Raw genomic sequence first — 21,724 nt, forward strand, 5'->3', positions numbered from 1 at the left:
GTTTTCAACGTAATCTTTTCTTTAAAAAATAAATACGTGCCAATAAAGGCAAATATCGGTTGCATCGTTACTAGTACTGTTGAACTGGCAACGGACGTATAGTTCAATGATTCGAACCACAATATAAAGTGGAAAGCCAAAAATATACCGGCAATTGACGAAAATAACCAATCTCTCTTTGATAGCTCTTTCAATTCATGGCGATAGTACATTAAAAACCAAGGCATCATTATTAGCACTGAAAATAACATGCGATAAAATGCGATAACCCCTGAATCAGCATTTGCCAGTTTTACGAAAATCGCGGAAAGAGAAACTGAAATTACACCAATAAAGATTGGAATATATGGATGAATAGATGGTTTATCCAGTTCATTCCCCTACTTTCTATTAAATTATATTTTCCATAAGCACTTATTTTACTCCTTTCATTTTTAGAAAACTATAAAAAATAGAGGATTTTTCACTTGTGAGTTCGAATCTCGATATATACATAAAAGGAGATGGACTTCATGGGATGGTTAACCGGAGATCAATTTATACTAGATGTATTGTTAAAATTATTAATTGCGGCAACCCTTAGTTTAATTATAGGGATAGAAAGAGAATTAAAAAAGAAGCCGGTTGGGTTAAAAACGAGCATGGTTATCGCGACATTTAGTTGCTTATTAACGATTATTTCAATCGAAACTGCGTATTCAACACCCGCGCGTCCAGATATTAATATCACGATGGACCCTTTACGTTTAGCTGCACAAATTGTTAGCGGAATCGGATTTTTAGGTGCTGGTGTTATTTTGCGAAAAGGAAATGATAGTATTACAGGTCTTACTACTGCCGCGATGATTTGGGGGGCGGCTGCGATCGGTATAGCTGTCGGAGCTGGTTTTTACATTCAGGCTTTTATTACCGTTGTCATCGTAGTAATCGGAATCGAAGTAATAGCACCACTTCTAATGAGATTTGGTCCTAAACGATTGCGAATGCGCGAAGTGAAACTTGTTGTTATTATCAATCAAGCCGAGCATATTCAAGATTTAATTGACTATATGAAAATGCATGGAATGTTTATCGAAAATATTTGCATTCGCGATATACTTGCAACTGAAAAGCCTCTACATGAAATTGATATGCGCTTTTCAACAGTAGAAGCAAATCATACTCTTGCAATTTATAATAGGCTTCGTAAATTACCATTTATAAAAAACATCCACATAGAATACTTAGATTAACGGAGGCGGATTAGCCATGGGAGAACTATTTAGCTTATTAAAAGGTGGGAATCGACCTTCCTTATTAGCTGCATTTGTAAACACTTTTTTAGGTGTCATTAAGGGCGTGGCATTTTTCTTCACCGGAAATGTTGCAATGTTTGCAGAAATGATGCATTCATTCGGTGATGCAGCGAACCAGTTTTTCGTATTTATTGGTTCGGCTTTATCAAAAAAGGCACCGACACAGCGATTTCCAAACGGTTACGGACGGATTGTTAACCTAGTTTGTCTAGGGGCTGTATTAATCGTTGCGATACTTTCATACGAAACAATTAAAGAAGGATGGCATCACTTCCTACATCCAGCGACTGAATCATCAGGTATTTGGATTGCACTAGGGGTACTTGTTATTGGTACAACTTTAGAATTTACCGTTTTGCATAAAGCAGCAAAAGAAGTATTGCATGAGGTTGGCGTTGAAACAAAAGGTATCGCTATCATACAATCAGTAAAATATTTGAACCGTGCAAAACCTGCCACAAAACTTGTTTGGATGGAAGATTTAGTTGCAACATCAGGTAATATACTCGCATTTTTTGCAATCATTATTGCTTATTTCACAGAGTTCTATCGTATTGAAGGTTTAGTGTCAATGATTATCGGTCTGATGATGTTTTACGTGGTTGGTCGTGTGTTTTTAGACAATGCACGAGGCGCAATCGGAGAAACAGATGAGGAAATGCTTGTACACATCGGGAACTTGGTAATGGAAGATCCAAATATTAAAGATATCGCTCGCTTAGAAGTAATTAAAGAGGGTGAGTTTTTACACGTTGAGCTCATAGCCGAAACAGATCCAAAGTTATCCCTCGCCTATTTGGATGACGTACGAGATCATTTAACAGATTTACTATTAAATCAAAAAGGCGTAACAAAAGTGACAATGGCTTTTGACGAAGACGACGGTGAGCGCAGATGGCAACACACTGCAATGAAACTGAATAACAAAAAGGTATGATAGAAATTTGAAGGGAGCACTGTCCAAAAGCAAACACTTTTGGACAGTTTTTTTATAGAGACATTTCTAAAATTTTTCGTACGTCCTCTTCTTGAAGCTTGTTAAAATTACCAAATGAACCATTGACCATGCAGTGCTCAACAATTTCATTAAAGTATGTTGCATCAATTTTATAATCCGCTAAGCGATTTGGTGCACCAATTGAAGTCCAAAATGCGGATAATGCGTCGATTCCTTCAAATGCCGCTTCTTCATCTGTTTTACCAGTTGCGTCAATTCCAAATACATTCACCGCAATTTTTGCAAAGCGTGCTGGATTGACATGTACATTATGCTTCATCCAGTGCGGGAAAAGAATTGCTAAACCGCCTGCATGTGCAATGTCATAGTAAGCCGAAACTGCATGTTCGATATTATGCGTTGCCCAGTCCCCACGCGAACCTAATGATAAAAATCCATTTAAGCCGAGCGTACCCGCAAGCATTAACGTTTCACGGTAGTCATAGTTAGTAGGATCTTTTAACGCTTTTGGTGCAACCTCGATTAATGTACGTAAAATCCCTTCGCACATCTCATCCGTAATTGGCGTGTTTGATGCGTTGTTGAAGTATTGCTCGAAAATATGTGACATCGTGTCAACAACACCATTTACCGTTTGATCTTTAGGGACAGAAAATGTATAAGCAGGGTCTAAAATCGAAAATTTGGGGAAGCATGCCGGACTGCCCCAACTGAATTTTTCCTTCGTTTCTAAATTTGTAATAACCGATCCTGAGTTCATTTCAGACGCAGTTGCTGCTAGAGTTAATACAGTTGCAAGCGGTAATGCTTCTGTAGGCAAAACCTTTTTCAATACGATATCCCAAGCATCTTCCTCTACCTTGGCCCCTGCTACGATAAGTTTTGAACAGTCGATTACAGAACCACCACCAACAGCTAGTACAATATCAATATTATTTTCTTTACAAATGGCTATCCCTTTACGTGCCGTTTCAACTCGCGGATTTGGTTCAACGCCAGCCAGCTCAAATACATTCATATTCAAGTCACTTAAAATCTTCATGATGTCATCATACACACCGTTCGATTTAATGCTTCCTCCACCATATACGATTAAAATATTTTGACCATACTGCGGTAGCTCTTTACGTAAATCTTCAACACTGCCCCTACCAAAATGAATTTTTACTGGATTATGAAATGAAAATTTGTTCATGAAAATCCTCCTGTCGTTTATCCCGCATAAATAAAGCAAAGCATAAATAAAGCAAAGTGGACAATCCACTATCTCTATCTCAAAAGTCCGATTGGTAAAAATTAATGCTCGGCGGGGATGAGGACCCCCCCCCGAGCAAAATTTCACTTTATAAAAAGCCTCACCCCTACGAAAGAAGTGAGACTAGATTATTACCTATACCCAACCACGGAAGCGTGATGCTTCTGCTGTGCGGCGTACACCTACCATGTAAGCTGCTAAGCGCATGTTGATGTTACGGTTTTGAGCCGTTGTGTAAACATTGTCAAAAGCCGTTATCATTTTTGCATATAATTTTTCACGTACTTCTTCTTCTGTCCAGTAGTAGCCCATGTTATTTTGTACCCACTCGAAGTAAGATACTGTAACACCACCTGCTGATGCTAACACGTCTGGTACTAAAAGAATGCCACGCTCTGTTAAAATTTTTGTTGCTTCTGCCGTTGTCGGACCGTTTGCCGCTTCAACAACGATGTTTGCTTTAATGTTATGTGCATTTTCTGCCGTAATTTGGTTTTCAATTGCAGCTGGAACTAAAATATCACAGTCTAATTCTAATAGCTCTTTATTAGAAATCGTATTTTCAAATAATGTTGTCACCGTTCCGAATGAATCGCGACGATCTAATAGATAGTCAATATCTAAACCATTCGGATCATGTAGTGCACCGTGTGCATCTGAAATACCAATAATTTTTGCACCTAAATCGCTCATAAATTTAGCTAAGAAGCTACCCGCGTTACCGAAACCTTGAATAACAACACGCGCACCTTTAATTTCAATACCACGCTTTTTTGCAGCTTCTTCAATTACAATAGTAACACCTTCTGCAGTTGCACGATCGCGACCTTGTGAACCACCAAGTACAATTGGCTTACCAGTAATAAAACCTGGTGAGTTAAACTCGTCCATGCGGCTATATTCATCCATCATCCACGCCATAATTTGTGCATTTGTATATACGTCTGGTGCTGGAATGTCTTTTGTTGGCCCTACTACTTGGCTAATTGCACGTACATAACCACGGCTTAAACGCTCAATTTCGCCCATGGACATTTCACGTGGGTCACAAATTACCCCACCTTTACCACCACCATAAGGAAGGTCAACAATACCGCACTTTAATGTCATCCACATAGAAAGCGCTTTCACTTCCTCTTCACTAACCATCGGATGGAAGCGTACCCCACCTTTTGTAGGACCTACTGCATCATTGTGCTGTGCGCGGTAACCAGTAAAAACTTTTGTTGTACCGTCGTCCATTTTCACTGGAATGCGTACTGTTAACATACGAAGTGGTTCTTTTAATAATTCGTACATTCCTTCATCATAACCTAGTTTATTTAATGCCTCATGAATTACTTCTTGAGTTGATGTAAACAAGTTTAAATTTTCAGCCATTGTTTTTCGCCTCTTTAAAATTTAATGTAATAGTGTCTTTCCGCCAACATTGTAACATACTTCAATATAAGTTTGTTAAATAATTTGTCACACTTCGAATAATTTTCTGAATTCTGTCGTGATTTAATGAAAAAAATACTTTTTCGATAAGTTAATATACAATATTGCTAGTTTTTATTACAAAAAAGAAAATTGAAGTGGTTGGTATATAACTCGATTTTTTTGAAAAATGCGAAAAAGAATATTAATATTTCACCTAATCAAATTGTAGCTCGCTCGTAAGCCAAAAAAGTGTTAGACCGATTGTATCTTGGTCAATCATTTTCTTTTTTGTCCCTGCCTCTTGCTCTACTATGCAAAAAAAGATGTCCAAGAATTACTTCTCGGACATCTTCTAATTGTCATTACTGACCTGATTGCTCAATCCAATCTTTTAGTTTGTCTTTTAAAATTTTAAAGCCGTCTGCATCGACTTCATCCACACGATCTTGTAATGAACGTCTTGGATGCGACTCTTTTTTTCGATAATAGGGTACTTCTTGTAACTCACGAATCGATAAACTAATTTTCTTTTGTTCTTGGTCTACTTCAAGCACCTTAACTTCAATGTCTTCCCCTACCGATAGAAAGTCATTCACATCTTTTACAAATCCGTAAGTAATTTCTGATATATGGACAAGACCTTGTGTCTGTTCATCTAAAGCAACAAAAGCTCCGTATGGTTGAATCCCTGTTACTTTACCGATTAGTACGTCACCTACTTCAATTTTTTTTACCATACTTTGTTCCTACCTTCTTTTTTCATCAATACGTATATGTCATGTTAAATTATAACATATGATACTATGCGTAACAAAGAATCGACTTAATATAGTATTTCCTGTATATAGAGTACAAAATTAACGTCTTAAGACAAAAAGATTGATCTATTCCCCTTTTAAAACTATTGCATTTCACAAAATATTTTGCTTTAAACTAGAAATAATATTTTGTAAAATGAGTACTTGCATATTAATAAGGAGGGGTTTCTTTTGTCATCTAGAGATCAATTCACATCTAAGATTGGTTTTATCTTGGCTGCTGCAGGTAGTGCTATCGGTTTGGGAGCGATTTGGAAGTTTCCATACATGGCAGGCACAAATAGTGGTAGTGTTTTTATTTTATTATTTGTTTTATGTACAGTTATTATAGGTTTACCTATATTAATAGCCGAATTTATGATTGGGCGTCGAGGTCAAAAGGATCCGATTACTTCATTAAAAGAACAAGCACCGGGTAAACCTTGGTATATGATTGGTTGGATTGGCCTTGTCGCATGTGGATTAATTTTATCATTCTATAGTGTAGTAGGCGGCTGGATTTTAAGCTATATGGGTCGCGCATTGACATTTTCATTAACAAATAATGCTGTTGATTTTGGTGCACTGTTTTCAGATATTATCGCTAATCCTTGGGAAGTGTTACTCGCACAAGCGGCGTTTATGCTTCTAACTTTATTAATCGTACAAGCAGGTATTAAAAAGGGCATTGAAACGGCTAGTAAGTGGATGATGCCGCTGTTATTTATTTTCTTTATTTTATTATTTGTTCGTTCAATTACATTAGACGGCGCGATTGAAGGTGTGAAATTCATGTTCATTCCTAATTGGTCGTATTTAAATGGAGAAACGTTAATTTTGGCATTAGGTCAAGCGTTCTTCTCATTAAGTATTGGCGTTGCGGCGATGATTACGTATTCTTCGTATTTATCTCGTAAAGAAAAAATCGTTACCTCTGCAGTAAATGTTGCGACAATGAATATCGCCATTTCGTTACTTGCAGGTTTAGTTATTTTCCCGGCTGTATTTGCACTTGGCTTCTCGCCTACAGAAGGACCTGGTTTAGTATTCATCATGATTCCAGCCGTATTCGAGCAATTACCTTTTGGTAGTGGGTTATTATTAGTGTTCTTCATATTATTATTATTCGCAACTGTAACGTCTGCGATTGCTATGCTTGAAGTTGTTGTATCAATTGGAATTCGCGAAAAAACACATTCTCGCAAAAAAGCAACTTGGATTTTTGCAGCAATCATTTTCATCGTAGGAATTCCTAGTGCCTTATCATTTGGACTTCTATCAGATATTTCAATTTTAAACCGTTCGATTTTCGATTTCGTAGATTATGTTACAAGTGCTATTTTAATGCCGATTGGTGCATTATTAACGTCGATTTTCGCGGGTTATCATTATTCGAAGAAAATTTCGCGTGAAGAAATGCAAACTTTACCGGTTGTCTATAATATTTGGTACTTTATTGTTCGTTATTTAGCACCGTTATCCATCATTGCAATTTTCGTAAATAAAGTGTTCTTTAGTTAAGTAAGAAAAGCGGTAAAGCGCCCTTCCAGCCCCGAGTGGGCAAAACGCCACGTCCATGTGGCATGCCCCCAATGACTCACATCGTGTGAGCCTCAGACTTTGGAGAGCCCTCCTGCAAAAGTAAACGCTCCACCACTTTTGCAGGAGGGCTCGAGATGGCCGAGGGGCTGGCGCTTTAGCCTAGACATCGTTACAACGGAAATATTTATACTTTCTTATAAGAATCAAAAGGATTATCCAAAAATTATTTATCGGATAATCCTTTAATAATTTTCATTTTTCTACATAGTATTGGATTTCATTAATCTTCCTGCATATTATAATTTGAATAATCGAATTTCAGGAAGGATGTGAACCACATGAAGCTTTCACTTCATGAACAATTAAAACTTTTACGTATGGAGAAAAAATTAACAATTGAAGAGCTTTCAATGAAAACGCAGCTAGGTATCGAAAAATTAACTGCCTACGAAACAGGTGAACAAATCCCTTCAAAGCAATCATTATTCGTGTTATCTACAATATTAGATGTACCCGTTTCGAATTTAGTCGACGGATTAAAATAAAAAAACGAGCAGCCCATTGGTTTGGGTTGCTCGTTTTTGTTAGATAATACATTTTGCTATAAATTTTTCTGCGATAAGTTTATATGAAATCGCGACACAGTCTTCAAATGGGATCCATTGTTCGTAAGAGTATTCATAAACAGTTTGAATCACTTTTGCTAGTTCAGATGGGTCGTCAATTCCTTGCAAGGCAGCTACAACATCAGCAGTTTCAGTTTCATAGCTTTCTGAGCCTAAATTAAACGGATCCCAGTCCAGTAATAGTTGTACACACTTCTGGTTCATCTCTGTATTTTCCATTTTATTCACCTAACTACTCTCTTTCTATTAGTTAGTATGATAACATAGGTTCGAACATATCAAAAAGAAAAGAGGATTATTAAATGTCATTTTTTAATGAAATTCATGAACGCCGAAATTCTAGCTCCATTAAATGGGATAAAATGTGCGAGGTTTATAACTTAGAAAATACATCGGAGCTTCTACCAATGTGGATAGCTGACATGGATTTTCCTGCACCAATAGTAGTAAGTGAAGCCATAACTGAACGTTTAAAACATCCCATTTTTGGTTATACGTACGAAAACTGTGAGGTCAAAGATGCCATGATGCAATGGTATCAAACACGTCACAACTGGACAATCGATCCAGATACAATCCTATTCCAATCAGGGGTTGTACCTGCAATTGCTACTATTGTTGAGACATTTACGAAAAAAGGTGACAAAATCGGAATGGCGACACCGGCCTATCCTCCATTTTTCAATATTCCAAATGCACAACAACGAGAAATCATTACATGTGAGCTAACGGAACAAGATGGACAATATTTTTTAGACTTTGAAAAACTCGAACAAATCTTCCAATCTGATATCAAGATGTACATTTTATGTAATCCGCACAATCCAATCGGTATTGTATGGAGTCGTGAACAATTAGAGGAGCTTGTTGCACTTTGCATTAAATATGATGTGTATTTATTGGCAGACGAAATTCACGCAGATATTTTAATTAAGAAAAGTTATACACCGACACTAACTGTTAAAAATGCAGATAAAGCAAAAATTATTTCATGTATCGCGCCGACAAAAACATTTAACATCGCGGGTATTCATGCAGCGATGATGATTGCACCAAACAAAGAATTATTCGAAGCATTAAAATCTCATACAGAAGCTCATGGACAAATGGGCTTAAATGTTTTTGCATGTACAACAGTTAAGGCCGTTTATACAAAAGGTGCACCTTGGTTAGATGAGCTACTTCCCTATTTAAAAAATAATATGGACTATGTTGTTTCTGAACTAAATGCAATTCCAGGTATTCGTGTTTCAATTCCTGATGCAACATACTTAATGTGGATTGATTACCGTGGAACTGGTCTTGAAGAAAATGAAATAATGCATCTCCTTCTACATAAAGGCTTAGTTGCTCTTGACCCAGGAACAAAATATGGTAAAGCAGGACAAGGTTTTTTACGTATGAATGTCGCATGCCCATTTGATTTAGTGAAGCAAGGTGTGGAAGGTATTAAAAAAGCTTTACAATAGCAATGAAAAAAGCGTCCCAATTTAGCTTTGGGACGCTTTTTGAATATTGCTTTTGCAGTTATTTTCTTGCATTTTCTTTCGCCATGCGCTCATCACGCTCTTGTAACGCGCGCATTTCTAGATGTTGTGCCTTTTCAGCTTGACGAGCAGAAATTCGACGGAATAAATAAAATGTTGCAAAAACAATAATAATTAAAATCAAAAATTCAATTGCAGCTGGTAAATAAAGTGATTTATCTTCCGGGAAATATAAGAAGCCACCAGAGAAATTAATTAAAAATTGATTCACCCGCGAAACACATCCTTTAAAAATTAGTCAATTACTGTGATTGACTCAATTTTAACATCTTCTTTTGGTTTATCGTGCATATTTCGGTCAACGTTCGTAATTTTGTCAACAACTTCCATACCTTCAACTACTTGACCGAATACAGTGTGCTTACCATCTAACCATGGTGTACCACCGTTTTTCTTATAAAATTCTACTTCTTCTTTAGACCAGCCACGAACTTCCATTTGCTTTAACATTGAAACTTCAACTTGTGGAGCTTGTACAATAAAGAATTGAGAACCGTTTGTGCCAGGACCAGCGTTTGCCATAGATAGTGCACCACGGATGTTTAATAACTCTGGAACACACTCGTCTTCGAAAGTACCACCCCAAATTGATTCGCCGCCCATACCTGTACCAGTTGGGTCACCACCTTGGATCATGAATTTAGGAATAACACGGTGGAAAATAATGCCGTTATAGTAACCCGATTTTGCATGACCTAAAAAGTTTTCAACTGTTTTTGGTGCTTGCTCTGGGAATAATTTAATTTTGATTGAACCCATAGTTGTGTTCATTTCTACCATTACTTCACCAGGATTTAATTCTTTTGATAATTGTGGAAACATATTTGTCTCTCCTTTAAATAAATTATGAATGCTTGGGTATAGATAAATTAGGAATGTTTACATGAAAAATCAATGACAGTACATCCATTTAAATTCTCCCATTGCTACCAAGTTTCAGTTTACCACAAGTTATGCAATTTCTGCTATTAACTTGCGAAGCACTTTCTTCGGAACTCGAAATAAGTTATACTGAAATTTATTTAATAAATTTACGGAAGAATGTGATTTATTTGCAAAATATGAAACATAATTTCATCATCATTTTAATTGCCAATTTTATCGTAGCAGCTTCAGCTACAATGATTATGCCCTTTTTATCACTATATATTGATACGTTAGGTAATTTTTCTGATAGCTATGTACAAACTTGGGCAGGTTTAATTTTTGCAGCAACCTTTATTAGCGCACTGTTAATGTCACCCATTTGGGGAAGAATCGCCGATAAATATGGCTACAAGCCGATTATGATAATTAACTGCTTCGGCATTGCTGCAAGTATTTTCTTAATGGGTTACGTACAAAACGTCGAACAATTTTTCATCTTGAGGCTCGCAATGGGGATCGTAACAGGCTTTATTCCTACTTCAATGGCGTTTATTAGTAAGCACACACGTAAAGAAGTCGCTGGTAAAACTCTTGGAACACTACAGATGGGAAGTGTTGGTGGGACATTATTTGGTCCTGTCATTGGTGGTATAATGGCCGATTCATTTGGTTTTAAATATACATTTATTATTACTGCAATCTCAATTACGATTGCTGCAATCATTATTATCATTGGTATTCATGAACCTACGATTATTCGTAAAATGAAAAATTCCATCTATTCACGCAAAAATGTCATTTGGGCGATTTTTCATCACCGCCTCATTTTAAATGTCATGCTCGTTACAACACTTATTCAAATCGGGAACTTTAGTATTCAGCCTCTGCTTTCGCTTTATGTCTCTGAACTTTCTCGCACACAGGAAGTTGCGATGCTTGCAGGCGTTACATTTAGCGCTGCAGGGCTTGGGAATATATTATTTGCACGCTTTTGGGGAAAACTGAGCGACCATCATGGATACGAAAAAGTATTGTCTTTTTTACTTATCCTTGCAGTTGTATTTATTATTCCACAGGCGTTCGTTACAGAGCTTTGGCAGCTTATTTTATTACGCTTCATGTTTGGTATTGTGTCTGGTGGGCTAATTCCAATTACAACCGCGCTCATTCGTCGTGAAGCACCTATTGAAGTGCAGGGTGAAATTATGGGTTATAACCAAAGTTTCCGTTTCCTTGGCAATATTTTAGGACCAGTACTTGGTGGGATTGTTGCAAGCTTTGGTGGTATACATTCGGTATTTTACACAACAGGCTTATTATTTTTAATTGCTTTTACAGTCATGTATTTCTTACGAAAACTTCCAAAACAATATATGGACGAACTTTTAAAAAACCACACTTAAATGTATGTCCCTTTTATGGTACTCTTTTGTAGATACATTTAACTTGCTTCAGCAATTCTTTTTGTATCGAAAGTGAACGGCAGGTACAGAAGAATGCTAAATATGCAATTCTATTCAGTGGGGGTTCAAACCCCGGCAGAATCAAGTTAATGTCCCGGCGGATGTCACAGATTTTTTAGGGGAGTTTTTCGAGCTCGCTCGAAAAAAATCTGGACGCAATTACGCCGGGGCGTAATTGATTAGGGGGCTAATTTATGAAACAAGTTTTTGGCTACATGCTTATCTTATGTAGCATCCCTTTACTACTTTTACTCGGAAGCGAAGTATGGAAAGAACTCGCAAAAGCACAACAGCACGAACAACTTATCGAAAAATCGATGGAGCTTCCTGAAAATACTGTTCCGACATTACCAATCACATTGTACGATGAGAACAATGAAATTTTTAGTGAAGAATATACAGAATGGTCTCAGCCACTAAAGCTTGATGATATTCCTGAAGTGGTGAAGGATATTTTTATTTTAAGTGAAGATGAAAGCTTTTATGATCATATCGGCTTTGATGTCAGCGCGATTGCACGTGCATTTATTGCCAATAGCAATGAGCAGTCGATTCAGCAAGGTGGGTCTACCATTACACAACAGCTCGTCCGTATGCGGTATTTATCAGTCGACAAAACATATGAACGTAAACTAATGGAGCTATTTTACTCGTATGAGCTTGAAAAAGTTTATTCAAAAGAAGAAATTTTAGAAATGTACTTAAATGAAATGTATTTTAGCAATCAGGTGTATGGTATTGGAGCAGCGGCAACCTATTATTTTGACCGCCCGCTCGAAAAACTAACGATAGCGGAAATGGCGTTTATTGCCGCGATTCCGAATAACCCATCCTTGTACGATCCAATACAAAACTTTGACAATACGAAAGCCCGTCAAGAACGCTTACTTGATAAATTAACTGAACATCAAATATTAACCTTACAAGAAGCAGCTATGCATAAGCAACAGCCAATTGAACTCACTGTTAAAACAAAAATTCAACATTATCCAAGTTATAGCACTTATGTTTTACAAGAGTTGAAATGGCTCATCGGAGAGCAAACAGGCTATAATAAACAAATTGCTTCTACAACAGACAAAATGGAAAAAGAATTTTTACAGCTAGAGCTGCAAAAGAAAATTGACACTCTATTACAGCAAGGTATCCACATCTATACTGCGCTTCAGCCAGATAAACAGAAGCAAGATGAAGCAGCAATTAACGATATTTTATCTCACTCAGAACTACAAGCGAGTGCGACAGTTATCAATAATGAAACGCGTGAAATCGTCAGCATTTTCGGTGGCAAGAATTATCAAAAGTATGATTTACATCGGGCATTCCAATCCCCTCGTCAACCAGGTTCTGCCTTTAAACCAATTAGCGTGTTTGCTCCGTATTTCGAATCAACAACCGCTACAAAAAATTCCATTGTTAGTGGCGCACCATATTGTGTAGGTGATTTCTGTCCTGAAAACTACGGAGGGATTTGGTATGGCAATGTAACTATTGCGAAGGCATTCCAAGACAGTATTAATACAGCAGCATTAAGGCTTTACAATACAATTGGTGTGGATACCGCCTTCTCATATATCGATCGTTTCCAATTCCGCTCGATTATCGATAAGGATCGTACATATGCGTCAGCTTTAGGAGGGTTAACTTACGGTGTTACCTCACTTGAGTTAGCCGATGCGTATTCCAGCTTTATTGACGGCTTTTATGTACCTGCACACAGTATTCGTAAAGTAACGAATTTACAGGGGGAAACAATCTATAGTTGGCCAAGTGAACGTGAGGAAGTTTGGTCGGCAAGCACTGTCAATACGATGCGGGATTTATTACAAAAAGTAGTCACAAACGGTACGGGAAAAGGATTATACAGCTATTCAGGCTATCTCGGTGCAAAAACAGGTACAACTAATCAGTTTAAAGATTATTGGGTTGCAGGCTTAACAAATGATTATACGACAGCCGTTTGGATCGGTTATGATACACCACGCTCGATGGAAGCAATTGAAAAGCAAAAGATTCATTTCTCAATTTTTAATGCCATAACCAATTAGAACATTTTATGTTTCCCTATCCACATAAAAAAGCTTGTTTGTCTTGAATAAACTTAAGACAAACAAGCTTTTTACATTATACAAACGGGAAACTAGCTAGTATACCATTATACAATTTCACAATCGCGTAAACAATTAACGCTAATAATAAACACCACGATAACACTTCAAAGAATATAAGCCCAATTACACCAACAAACGACATGTATTGGCTCATTTTATAGACGTAATAAATGAAATAACAGAACGTCGTCGTTAAAAATATAGCAATTAATAGTATCCAAGATTGAGTTCCAATAACCGATGCAAACGCACCGAAAAAGAAAATCACATAGCCACCGCGTGCTGCATGAATAGTTTGACCTTCTTTATCCTTCGAAAAAAATAACATGCCAAGTTCATGAATTGTTTCACCGATCAACTTTAATGCCGAAAAAACCATAAAAAATAGTAATGCAAATACAATTAATAACACAAAACGTAACTCTAAATCCGATAAAAACTCACGCATCCCATTGTATACACCGATAGATTGAAATAACTGAAGCGATTCAGATACTCCAAAAATACCAAATGTAAAACTAAATAAAATGATTGTGAATAGTGGTAAGTAACCATATAAATATGGATTTTTCATAAATTAATTCCCTCAAAGCTCGTAATATTTCTTTATTTATCATAGCTAACAATGGTGGAGTGAGCAAGAATGTTCTTATGTTATACGTATGGCCTTACCAATTACGGTGTCTGCGATATGGTGGATAAGGTTGGTACGGTTGATACGGATACGGATATGGATACGGCGGATAGTAATAGTATGGTGGCTGGTAACGGTTAAATGAACCTCCTAAAAAACTCCCTAAAAATCCTCCTAGAAATGGTGCGCCAAATGGGAAAAATCCGCCGCCGAAGCCACCATATGGATAACGATTCACCAATTGTATTGCCTCCTCTCCTTCCTACTAACATATTCCACCGTATTTCTTGCTATTAGTTACTCGCCTATAATTCGTTCCATTTGGGTCAGAGTTTCATATAATAACGTTGAATTGACCGGGCATAATTTAACACAAAAAACTTTTTGTTAGCAACATTATTTTTCTTTTCAAAAGAACCGTTGTTTAGAGTGCAAATGTTGTTGCTATTGGAAGTACATGCTTAAAATATTTTTTTCTAAATACTTTTGTATTAATACAACTTAAATTTTATATGTACCTAAACGACACTTGGGGACTATTATCAACATTACAATTTACTATTATAGGAATTTATTGATATATTTATAAAAAACATTATTTAAACGAGGATCACTATGGGGCAATTAACATTTGATGAGCTACAAAACTACCTAGCATTAAAATACAAAGAAGGACGCACTTCTTCTGCATTATTTATGAAATTAGTAGAAGAAATTGGTGAAGTTGCAGAAGTACTAAACCAGTTAGAAGGTCGAAAGAAAATCGACTTAGATGCTTCTTTAGAAAAAGAGTTAGTTGATGTTATACATTACGCAATAGCTATTGCAAGTGTAAATAATATTGATTTAACAAAGGCAATTATCGAAAAAGATAGGGAAGCTGCAATTAAATATAATCAATCTCCGAATTTGGAGGAGTTTTTAGTATCACAAAAGTAAAATAACCGCGCCATCTTAAATAATCACCTATACATACCATTTACACTAAACATTCCTAAATGAAAGTTTCGGGCAATAGAAGAGCCAGTAAACATTGTTTTATCAGCGTTTACTGGCTTTTTCAATTTCAGTTTCAATCTATACTATTTGATATAGCCTTGTAATAGGAAATATTATTCGTTATCGCGTAACTCTACTAACGTAGCAAGTGTACGAACCATAACGCCCGTACCTCCTTTAGGACCTAATACATGTGGTGCATCAGCATCTGATGTCCCCGCAATATCTAAGTGAATCCATGGTGTATTTTCTGCAAATTCACCAACGAAGCCACCACCGAAAATCATATGTCCATCGCGCCCTGGGGAGTTATTTAAGTCGGCTACATCCGATTTACGAATACGTTTTTTGTCGCTTTCAGTTAAAGGTAAGCGCCATACGAATTCCCCTGTTTCAATGGCAGCACCCATAAACTCTTCGAAAAATTCTTCATCATTTGTTAGTGCACCTGTTTTATCTTTACCTAGCGCAACAATTACCCCACCTGTTAATGTAGCGACATCAATTAAATAGTCCGCGCCTTGTTGTTTTGCATAAGTTGTAGCATCGGCTAATACTAAACGACCTTCAGCATCTGTGTTTAATACTTCTACTGTTTTACCATTGTACATTGTAATGACATCATCTGGTTTAAACGCTTCACCTGAAACCATATTGTCCGTTGAACCAATGACTGCGACAACGTTTTGTTTTGGACGTGTTTCACCGATAATACGCATTGCTCCTAGTACAGCGGCAGCGCCACCCATGTCACCCTTCATACCAACCATACCTTCGCGCGGTTTTAATGAGTAGCCACCTGTATCATACGTTACTCCTTTACCAACAAAGCCAATTACATCTTCCCATTTTTGTTTCCCTTGGTATTTGATCGTAATTAAGCGTGGCTCTTCAACCGAACCTTTATTAACTGCTAAAATACCGCCCATACCAAGCTCTTCAATTTGTGCTTTATTTAACACTTCGATTTCTAAATCATATTGGTTAGCAAGCTCTGTTGCGTAATTTGCTAAATCCGTTGCAGTTAGTAAGTTTGGTGGTAAGTTAATTAGTGTACGTGCTTCATTTACCGCATCGGCATAAATTTTACCAACTTCAAAGTTTGCGACCACATCGTCCATCGCCGCTTCTGTTACGAATTGGATTTGGTCGAAGTATACATCTACTTCGTTTGAAGATGTTTTATAGTTTTGTACAGAATAGAAGCCTAAATTTAGACCTTCACCTGCTAAATAAGCAACTTCTGCTTCTTCTAGTGAATCAGTTGTAAATGACTCTACCCAAAGTGCTACATTACCAATTTTCGCTGCTTTTAACTCTTTCCCAACTGCAGCAAAGACTTCACGTAATTCATTTGCTGTTAGGTTTTTGCGCTCGCCTAAACCAACGAAGTATATACGCTTTAATGAAGCCTGTGAACCTGCATAAGGTAGCTTCGTAATTTTTTTAGCATCGGTAATAATTTCACCGGCACGTAACCAAGCATCGACTGTTTCACCGTAAAATTCACTAAATGCTGGCCAATTTTTCATTTGCTCGCGGTGTTTTTGTACTCCGATAATTAATGTTTCAGAAGTAAGGGTATCTAATGTTTGTGCTGTAGTTTCAATATTCATAACAAAACGCCTCCTAATGTATAGCTCCATTATATACAAAAAAGTTAATTCGGGGAACGAAATAACTTAAGTTTTCAGATTTTTAATGGGTCGGAAAGTATATATTTTTCAGTGTAATCCGCATAATAAAACACAATACACGCTATTTTCACTCGAGTTATCTTTTTCAAAGGAAAACTAAATCTATATTTTTCACCGATTCAATGCTCTGACACAAATATTCGTATGTAAAGAAATGTTACCTTTAATGCTATAATATTAGCAATTACAAGAAAGTGGGTGGGAATAATGGAGCTGTTACAAAATACGCCATTATGGCTAGGTGTCTGCGCGATTCTTTTTGCACAAATATTAAAAATTCCCATTAACTTTATTATGACAAAGAAAATAGATTGGAGCTTACTTACTTCTACAGGGGGGATGCCAAGTTCACATTCTGCAGCTGTAACAAGCATCGCATCTGCCATAGGAATTGAAACAGGCTTTGGCTCCCCTACATTTGCGGTAGCGGCGATGCTTGCTGGTATTGTTATGTACGATGCTAGTCACGTACGCTTTCAAGCAGGTCAACATGCTGCTGTTCTAAATGAATTGCGCCACGACTTACAATTATTTTTCAGAGAGATCAAACGTTGGCCAGAAATGAATGAACAGGAAAAAATTCAAGACTTAAAAACATTATTAGGCCACAAAAAAAGCGAGGTACTTATCGGTGGACTTTCGGGAATAGTACTGTCATTTACATGGTATGCACTTATGATGTAAAGTAAAAAACACGCCTACACTATAATTGTAAGCGTGTTTTTTCATCTAAATTCAATTACGCCTTGGCTTAATTGTGTCTGGATTCGGCTTTGCGCTCGCGGAAAGTCGAATCCATGACATCCACCGGAGGCTTTTACTTCTTACAGCGGGTGTTTGAACACCTGCTGTAAGAGGTTAAAACATTCGATAGCCAGCTTTTCGAAGCGCAATCATGACAAAGCCCGCTACAATCGCACCACCAAAACCACCAGTTAAAATTAATATATCTACTAAATGCAACGCTTGAGCTTTATCGACTAAAGCTGGAAAAGCTGTTCCCGGCTTGAAAATATAATCTAAAAAGCTCACCTCATCAATAATAAATACAACAACAATCGGATAAAGTACGGCCATTAACCACGTCATGCGTAATAACATGTTTAATAAAAATCCAATTCCGAAAAACATGACAAAAAATAACACAACCGAAATAATTAATTGTACTAACGAAACGTCATTCATGTTATGTATACCCCCAATAATCTCTCATAATTTTACATGATTGGGGTTATGCTTTCAATTGTACATCCAAAATAATGAAATTAAGAACGAAATTGTCAAAATTCATTCATATTGTACGTGATTTTTATCATTTTGTAAGGGTTATTTCTTGAAATATAAATGATATTCATTATAGCCAAAATCATCGCCTGGGTTAATGTCCTCTATAATGGGGTGCATATGGCGCGCAACATGCTCCTGTGCCATTTCTTTTAACATCACTGACGATAATTCATGCATGACAATATCACTTGGTGACATCCAGCAGGCTTCTTGAATTTCTCGCTCTTGTAATATAAATGGTGCCAATTCATCGACCAGTCGACAATAAAAAATCGCCATATTATCACTAATATCATTTAATATCACACCTGAGCGAAAACCAACTAAACCAACAACTTTACACATAACACCTGTTTCTTCTAATACTTCACGCATCGCTGCTTTCGTTACCGTTTCAGCTCCTTGAACAAAACCCGCTGGCAATGACCAAATCCCCTTAAGTCCCCCATAAGTCTTTTTTACAAGCAGCCACTCACCGTTTGCATTTTCAACAATGGATGCTACCCCTAACCAAACTTTCCCACGATCCTTTTTTACCATTATTAATCCCCCGTATATGATAAAACATGCAAAGCGTTACCTTCACATATCTTTTTCCAATAATTTTCGCTACATCAATTTACAATATTATGCTCATATAAATAATCATAAGCAATATCAATGAATAAGAATTCTCCGTTTGCTAGTGCCATTGAATAGGTGCGCGTTAATTCACCTGTTTCAATATCACTATAAACAGACGACAAATCACCTTTATGGTCCTTCGCCAATTTAATAATATTTAATAGAAAATACGGTCGCCAACTCCAATTTTTCCCTTGTGCTGCTTCTTGAATTTCCCACTTGCCTTCCTTCCAGCGAATATTCGGGCTCGTCTGGAATCCATTATTATCACAAATATAAATTCGGAATGCACAATTTTGGAGAGCATTTGCTAGTTGTATCAGCTTATTTTGTTGCGAGCCTGATGGGTTCACTTGCTCAACGATAGTACAAATCATTTTTTCTAAACGCTTCATTTCCTCATATTTATGAAGGAGTTGTTTTTTTTCCGTTGAAATAAACTGCTCACATTCGCTACGGAAACGTTCTTTTAGCGAATCACGTGAGTTAAATTGTTTGTCTGGTAATTGTAAATAAGGACCTTTAAAAAAACGTGCACCATTTTTCCACCCGTGCTGTAATTGGTACACCGTTTCGATATGTTCGATGAGTAACAATGTGCCCATTTTCACCGCAAGTGCGCGGATTGTCGCAAATGCATGGTTTTGTGAGCCCCATAAATTATAATTCAACTGCCCGACATTTATTTTTAGGACAGCCGGTTCTACCATTAGTAAGTTTTCTAACTGTGTTTGTGAGCCGACATCTGAAAGTGCAATTTTCACACCATATGTTTTGATATAACGAATTAAATGGTGTAACTGATCAATTTCACCTGTATATTTATGCTCAGTCATAACAAGCGTAATTTGAGGTAAGTTTTGCTCATCTATAAGCTCCTTCAACATCGTAAAATAGCTTTCACCGTAATCTAACACTAATAAATTCGGATTACATGGAATATAAAGCCCGACATCTGAAATCAAGTGTGCAACGGATTGAAGGGACTTACGTACAAATAACTGTTCAATTTCGGCACGTATATCTGCTGGCACGTCTTGTTCGTATGTAATTTGCTCAATATTAATTATGCCACTTTCACTATCTACTTGCCCGATAACCTCATACGCAACGACGCGATGACCATCAGCACTATATATTGGTTCATATAAGATTTCAATTTGATCAAGCTTATCTAACATTTCTAAAACACTCAATGTAAAAGCCTCCTTCACTCGTAAGGTGTACCACTATCATAATTCAAAAATTTAGATAATACAAAGAGATACGTTAAATTATAGTAATATACTAAGGAAAGTTTGAAATATTCGTACAAAAAAGCCTTTTGCAATTTTTTTGCAATGCTAAAGGCTTTCATTTATTTATGATGGATTGTAAATCACAGAGTGGATTGTGCATATTGCTGATTCAATTGTACCCAGACCAACTTAATGAAGTGCTATTGCCATATTATACTTACGAAAGACTTCTCTGAATCCTTAAACAAGAATTAGAACATTTATCATCCTTGAAAGAAGCATCCTAAGATAGGGAGGATTATGACGTGAATATTACAAAGGAAAAGATAGAGAATCATCAAATTTGGATTTATGTTTTTTCATTAATTTTCGGAGGAATAATAGGTCTATCAGATGAAACTTTAGGAACTAGCTTAGATTGGACTATTTCACCTTTCATAGCTATTCTCATGTATGGAATGTTTGCTCAAATTCCATTTTTAAAACTACGTGAGGCAATTTCAAATCTCAAATTTATGGGTGCATTACTATTGGGGAATTTTATTGCAGTCCCCATTATCGTTTGGTTCTTAATAACAATATTTCCTCAACCTTCACCAATATTATTAGGAGTTTGTTTGGTCTTACTAACTCCATGTATTGACTACGTAATAGTCTTTACTCAGCTTGGGAAGGGAAACGAGAAATTAATGTTAGCTTCGACACCTATTTTGTTTGTAGTACAAATGATATTACTTCCATTCTATCTATGGCTATTTATAGGTGAAGAGATGGTAGAAGTTGTTCATTTAGAGCCATTCTTAGAGGCTTTTTTATTACTAATAGTCGCACCTCTAATATTGGCTGTCATTACTCAATTATGGGCTAAAAAGAAAACAATAGGTGAGAAGGTACTAGATATTACTACGTGGCTGCCCGTTCCGTTTATGGCTTTAGTATTAATTGTAGTAGTGGCTTCGCAAATTGGTAAGGTATACAGTGATTTCGAGATAATCGTGCGTGTAATTCCGATTTATATCTTGTTTTTAATCATTACACCATTTGTATCTCATTTTATTGCGCATGCGTTCAATTTAGATAAAGGGGCAGGAAGAGCATTAATCTTTAGTACAGGAACAAGGAACTCCCTAGTAGTTCTACCTTTAGCATTAGCTTTACCTGAGCCTATGGCAACGTTAGCGTCAGCTGTAATCGTTACACAAACCATTGTGGAATTATTAGGGGAATTAATCTATATCAAGGTAATTCCTAAACTAATACTTAAGGATTCTGATAATTAAAGAAAAGGACTTGCATTTATGATAGAATCCCATATTTGCAAGTTTTTTCGTTATAGGTACTACAGGCTCGTTAAACGCGTCT

The 21,724-nt window shown here is 36.7% G+C and carries 23 protein-coding genes (1 of these 23 running past the window's edge); 10 read left to right on the plus strand and 13 right to left on the minus strand.

All coding sequences use genetic code 11. The features are described 5' to 3' along the window. Positions 1-371 carry the start of a DMT family transporter gene (locus tag O7776_RS15205; protein ID WP_274310524.1) on the minus strand. The gene continues 520 nt to the left of window position 1, outside the view, so the window shows 371 of its 891 coding nt (coding positions 1-371); the start codon lies at positions 369-371; its stop codon lies beyond the left edge, outside the window. A 141-nt stretch (positions 372-512) separates the two neighbouring features. On the opposite strand from O7776_RS15205, the gene O7776_RS15210 reads away from it, so the two are divergent. Both O7776_RS15210 and O7776_RS15215 read left to right on the plus strand, forming a co-directional pair. Then, a complete protein-coding gene (locus O7776_RS15210) occupies positions 513-1,232 on the plus strand; it encodes an MgtC/SapB family protein (protein ID WP_274307814.1) in 720 nt (239 codons plus the stop codon). A gap of 16 nt (positions 1,233-1,248) precedes the next feature. After that, complete coding sequence (locus O7776_RS15215) at positions 1,249-2,232, plus strand: cation diffusion facilitator family transporter (RefSeq protein ID WP_274307815.1); 984 nt, start codon at positions 1,249-1,251, stop codon at positions 2,230-2,232. Positions 2,233-2,284: 52 nt separating this feature from the next. Here the strand turns inward: O7776_RS15215 and O7776_RS15220 are convergent, their stop codons facing one another. The 3 genes from O7776_RS15220 to yugI form a co-directional block, all read right to left on the minus strand. Further along, positions 2,285-3,448, minus strand: coding sequence for an iron-containing alcohol dehydrogenase (locus O7776_RS15220; RefSeq protein WP_274307816.1), 1,164 nt, complete (start codon positions 3,446-3,448; stop codon positions 2,285-2,287). 195 nt (positions 3,449-3,643) lie between these two features. Next, positions 3,644-4,888, minus strand: coding sequence for a Glu/Leu/Phe/Val family dehydrogenase (locus tag O7776_RS15225; RefSeq protein ID WP_274307817.1), 1,245 nt, complete (start codon positions 4,886-4,888; stop codon positions 3,644-3,646). Between the two features lie 404 nt (positions 4,889-5,292). Further along, positions 5,293-5,667, minus strand: a complete 375-nt coding sequence (gene yugI / locus O7776_RS15230) for a S1 domain-containing post-transcriptional regulator GSP13 (RefSeq protein WP_274307818.1) — start codon at positions 5,665-5,667, stop codon at positions 5,293-5,295. A gap of 252 nt (positions 5,668-5,919) precedes the next feature. Here yugI and O7776_RS15235 point away from each other — a divergent pair, with 252 nt between their 5' ends. Both O7776_RS15235 and O7776_RS15240 read left to right on the plus strand, forming a co-directional pair. Further along, a complete protein-coding gene (locus O7776_RS15235) occupies positions 5,920-7,248 on the plus strand; it encodes a sodium-dependent transporter (RefSeq protein ID WP_274307819.1) in 1,329 nt (442 codons plus the stop codon). A 359-nt stretch (positions 7,249-7,607) separates the two neighbouring features. After that, entirely contained in the window at positions 7,608-7,814 is a 207-nt protein-coding gene (locus O7776_RS15240; protein ID WP_274307820.1) for a helix-turn-helix domain-containing protein, read from the plus strand. A 39-nt stretch (positions 7,815-7,853) separates the two neighbouring features. Here the strand turns inward: O7776_RS15240 and O7776_RS15245 are convergent, their stop codons facing one another. Next, a complete protein-coding gene (locus O7776_RS15245; RefSeq protein WP_241370203.1) occupies positions 7,854-8,114 on the minus strand; it encodes a DUF1871 family protein in 261 nt (86 codons plus the stop codon). 83 nt (positions 8,115-8,197) lie between these two features. Between O7776_RS15245 and O7776_RS15250 the strand changes: the two genes are divergently transcribed. Further along, positions 8,198-9,364, plus strand: a complete 1,167-nt coding sequence (locus O7776_RS15250) for a MalY/PatB family protein (RefSeq protein ID WP_274307821.1) — start codon at positions 8,198-8,200, stop codon at positions 9,362-9,364. Between the two features lie 58 nt (positions 9,365-9,422). On the opposite strand, the gene O7776_RS15255 is transcribed toward O7776_RS15250, so the two are convergent. Both O7776_RS15255 and O7776_RS15260 read right to left on the minus strand, forming a co-directional pair. Then, a complete protein-coding gene (locus O7776_RS15255; protein ID WP_274307822.1) occupies positions 9,423-9,653 on the minus strand; it encodes a hypothetical protein in 231 nt (76 codons plus the stop codon). Between the two features lie 23 nt (positions 9,654-9,676). Beyond that, positions 9,677-10,264 carry a peptidylprolyl isomerase gene (locus tag O7776_RS15260; RefSeq protein WP_274307823.1) on the minus strand — a complete coding sequence of 196 codons (588 nt, stop codon included), beginning with the start codon at positions 10,262-10,264 and terminating at the stop codon, positions 9,677-9,679. Between the two features lie 230 nt (positions 10,265-10,494). On the opposite strand from O7776_RS15260, the gene O7776_RS15265 reads away from it, so the two are divergent. Together O7776_RS15265 and O7776_RS15270 are read left to right on the plus strand one after the other, a co-directional pair. After that, positions 10,495-11,712, plus strand: a complete 1,218-nt coding sequence (locus O7776_RS15265) for an MFS transporter (protein WP_274307824.1) — start codon at positions 10,495-10,497, stop codon at positions 11,710-11,712. Between the two features lie 254 nt (positions 11,713-11,966). Then, positions 11,967-13,820 (plus strand): transglycosylase domain-containing protein, encoded by a 1,854-nt coding sequence (locus tag O7776_RS15270; protein ID WP_274307825.1) that lies wholly within the window; start codon positions 11,967-11,969, stop codon positions 13,818-13,820. A gap of 76 nt (positions 13,821-13,896) precedes the next feature. Here O7776_RS15270 and O7776_RS15275 read toward each other — a convergent pair whose 3' ends face one another. Together O7776_RS15275 and O7776_RS15280 are read right to left on the minus strand one after the other, a co-directional pair. Beyond that, positions 13,897-14,457: a YufK family protein gene (locus O7776_RS15275; RefSeq protein ID WP_274307826.1), complete on the minus strand. Its 561-nt coding sequence runs from the start codon at positions 14,455-14,457 to the stop codon at positions 13,897-13,899. A 94-nt stretch (positions 14,458-14,551) separates the two neighbouring features. Beyond that, the gene (locus tag O7776_RS15280; protein WP_274307827.1) at positions 14,552-14,758 is read right to left on the minus strand and encodes a uroporphyrin-III methyltransferase; all 207 of its coding nucleotides are present in this window, start codon (positions 14,756-14,758) and stop codon (positions 14,552-14,554) included. Between the two features lie 374 nt (positions 14,759-15,132). Between O7776_RS15280 and O7776_RS15285 the strand changes: the two genes are divergently transcribed. Beyond that, a complete protein-coding gene (locus O7776_RS15285; RefSeq protein ID WP_274307828.1) occupies positions 15,133-15,456 on the plus strand; it encodes a MazG nucleotide pyrophosphohydrolase domain-containing protein in 324 nt (107 codons plus the stop codon). A 173-nt stretch (positions 15,457-15,629) separates the two neighbouring features. Here O7776_RS15285 and O7776_RS15290 read toward each other — a convergent pair whose 3' ends face one another. Beyond that, entirely contained in the window at positions 15,630-17,132 is a 1,503-nt protein-coding gene (locus O7776_RS15290) for a leucyl aminopeptidase (protein WP_274307829.1), read from the minus strand. Between the two features lie 288 nt (positions 17,133-17,420). On the opposite strand from O7776_RS15290, the gene O7776_RS15295 reads away from it, so the two are divergent. Beyond that, positions 17,421-17,897 (plus strand): divergent PAP2 family protein, encoded by a 477-nt coding sequence (locus O7776_RS15295; protein ID WP_274307830.1) that lies wholly within the window; start codon positions 17,421-17,423, stop codon positions 17,895-17,897. 174 nt (positions 17,898-18,071) lie between these two features. Here the strand turns inward: O7776_RS15295 and O7776_RS15300 are convergent, their stop codons facing one another. The 3 genes from O7776_RS15300 to O7776_RS15310 all read right to left on the minus strand — a co-directional run bounded on the left by O7776_RS15300 (position 18,072) and on the right by O7776_RS15310 (position 20,320). Further along, the gene (locus O7776_RS15300; protein ID WP_241370194.1) at positions 18,072-18,398 is read right to left on the minus strand and encodes a YuiB family protein; all 327 of its coding nucleotides are present in this window, start codon (positions 18,396-18,398) and stop codon (positions 18,072-18,074) included. 141 nt (positions 18,399-18,539) lie between these two features. Next, a complete protein-coding gene (locus O7776_RS15305) occupies positions 18,540-19,040 on the minus strand; it encodes an NUDIX domain-containing protein (RefSeq protein ID WP_274307831.1) in 501 nt (166 codons plus the stop codon). 74 nt (positions 19,041-19,114) lie between these two features. After that, positions 19,115-20,320, minus strand: coding sequence for an EAL-associated domain-containing protein (locus tag O7776_RS15310; protein WP_274307832.1), 1,206 nt, complete (start codon positions 20,318-20,320; stop codon positions 19,115-19,117). Between the two features lie 347 nt (positions 20,321-20,667). On the opposite strand from O7776_RS15310, the gene O7776_RS15315 reads away from it, so the two are divergent. Beyond that, on the plus strand, positions 20,668-21,642 hold the full coding sequence (locus O7776_RS15315; RefSeq protein ID WP_274307833.1) for an arsenic resistance protein: 975 nt from the start codon (positions 20,668-20,670) through the stop codon (positions 21,640-21,642). The last annotated feature ends 82 nt before the right edge of the window (positions 21,643-21,724 follow it).

It is taken from the genome of Solibacillus daqui (assembly GCF_028747805.1).
GTDB classification, from domain to species: domain Bacteria; phylum Bacillota; class Bacilli; order Bacillales_A; family Planococcaceae; genus Solibacillus; species Solibacillus daqui.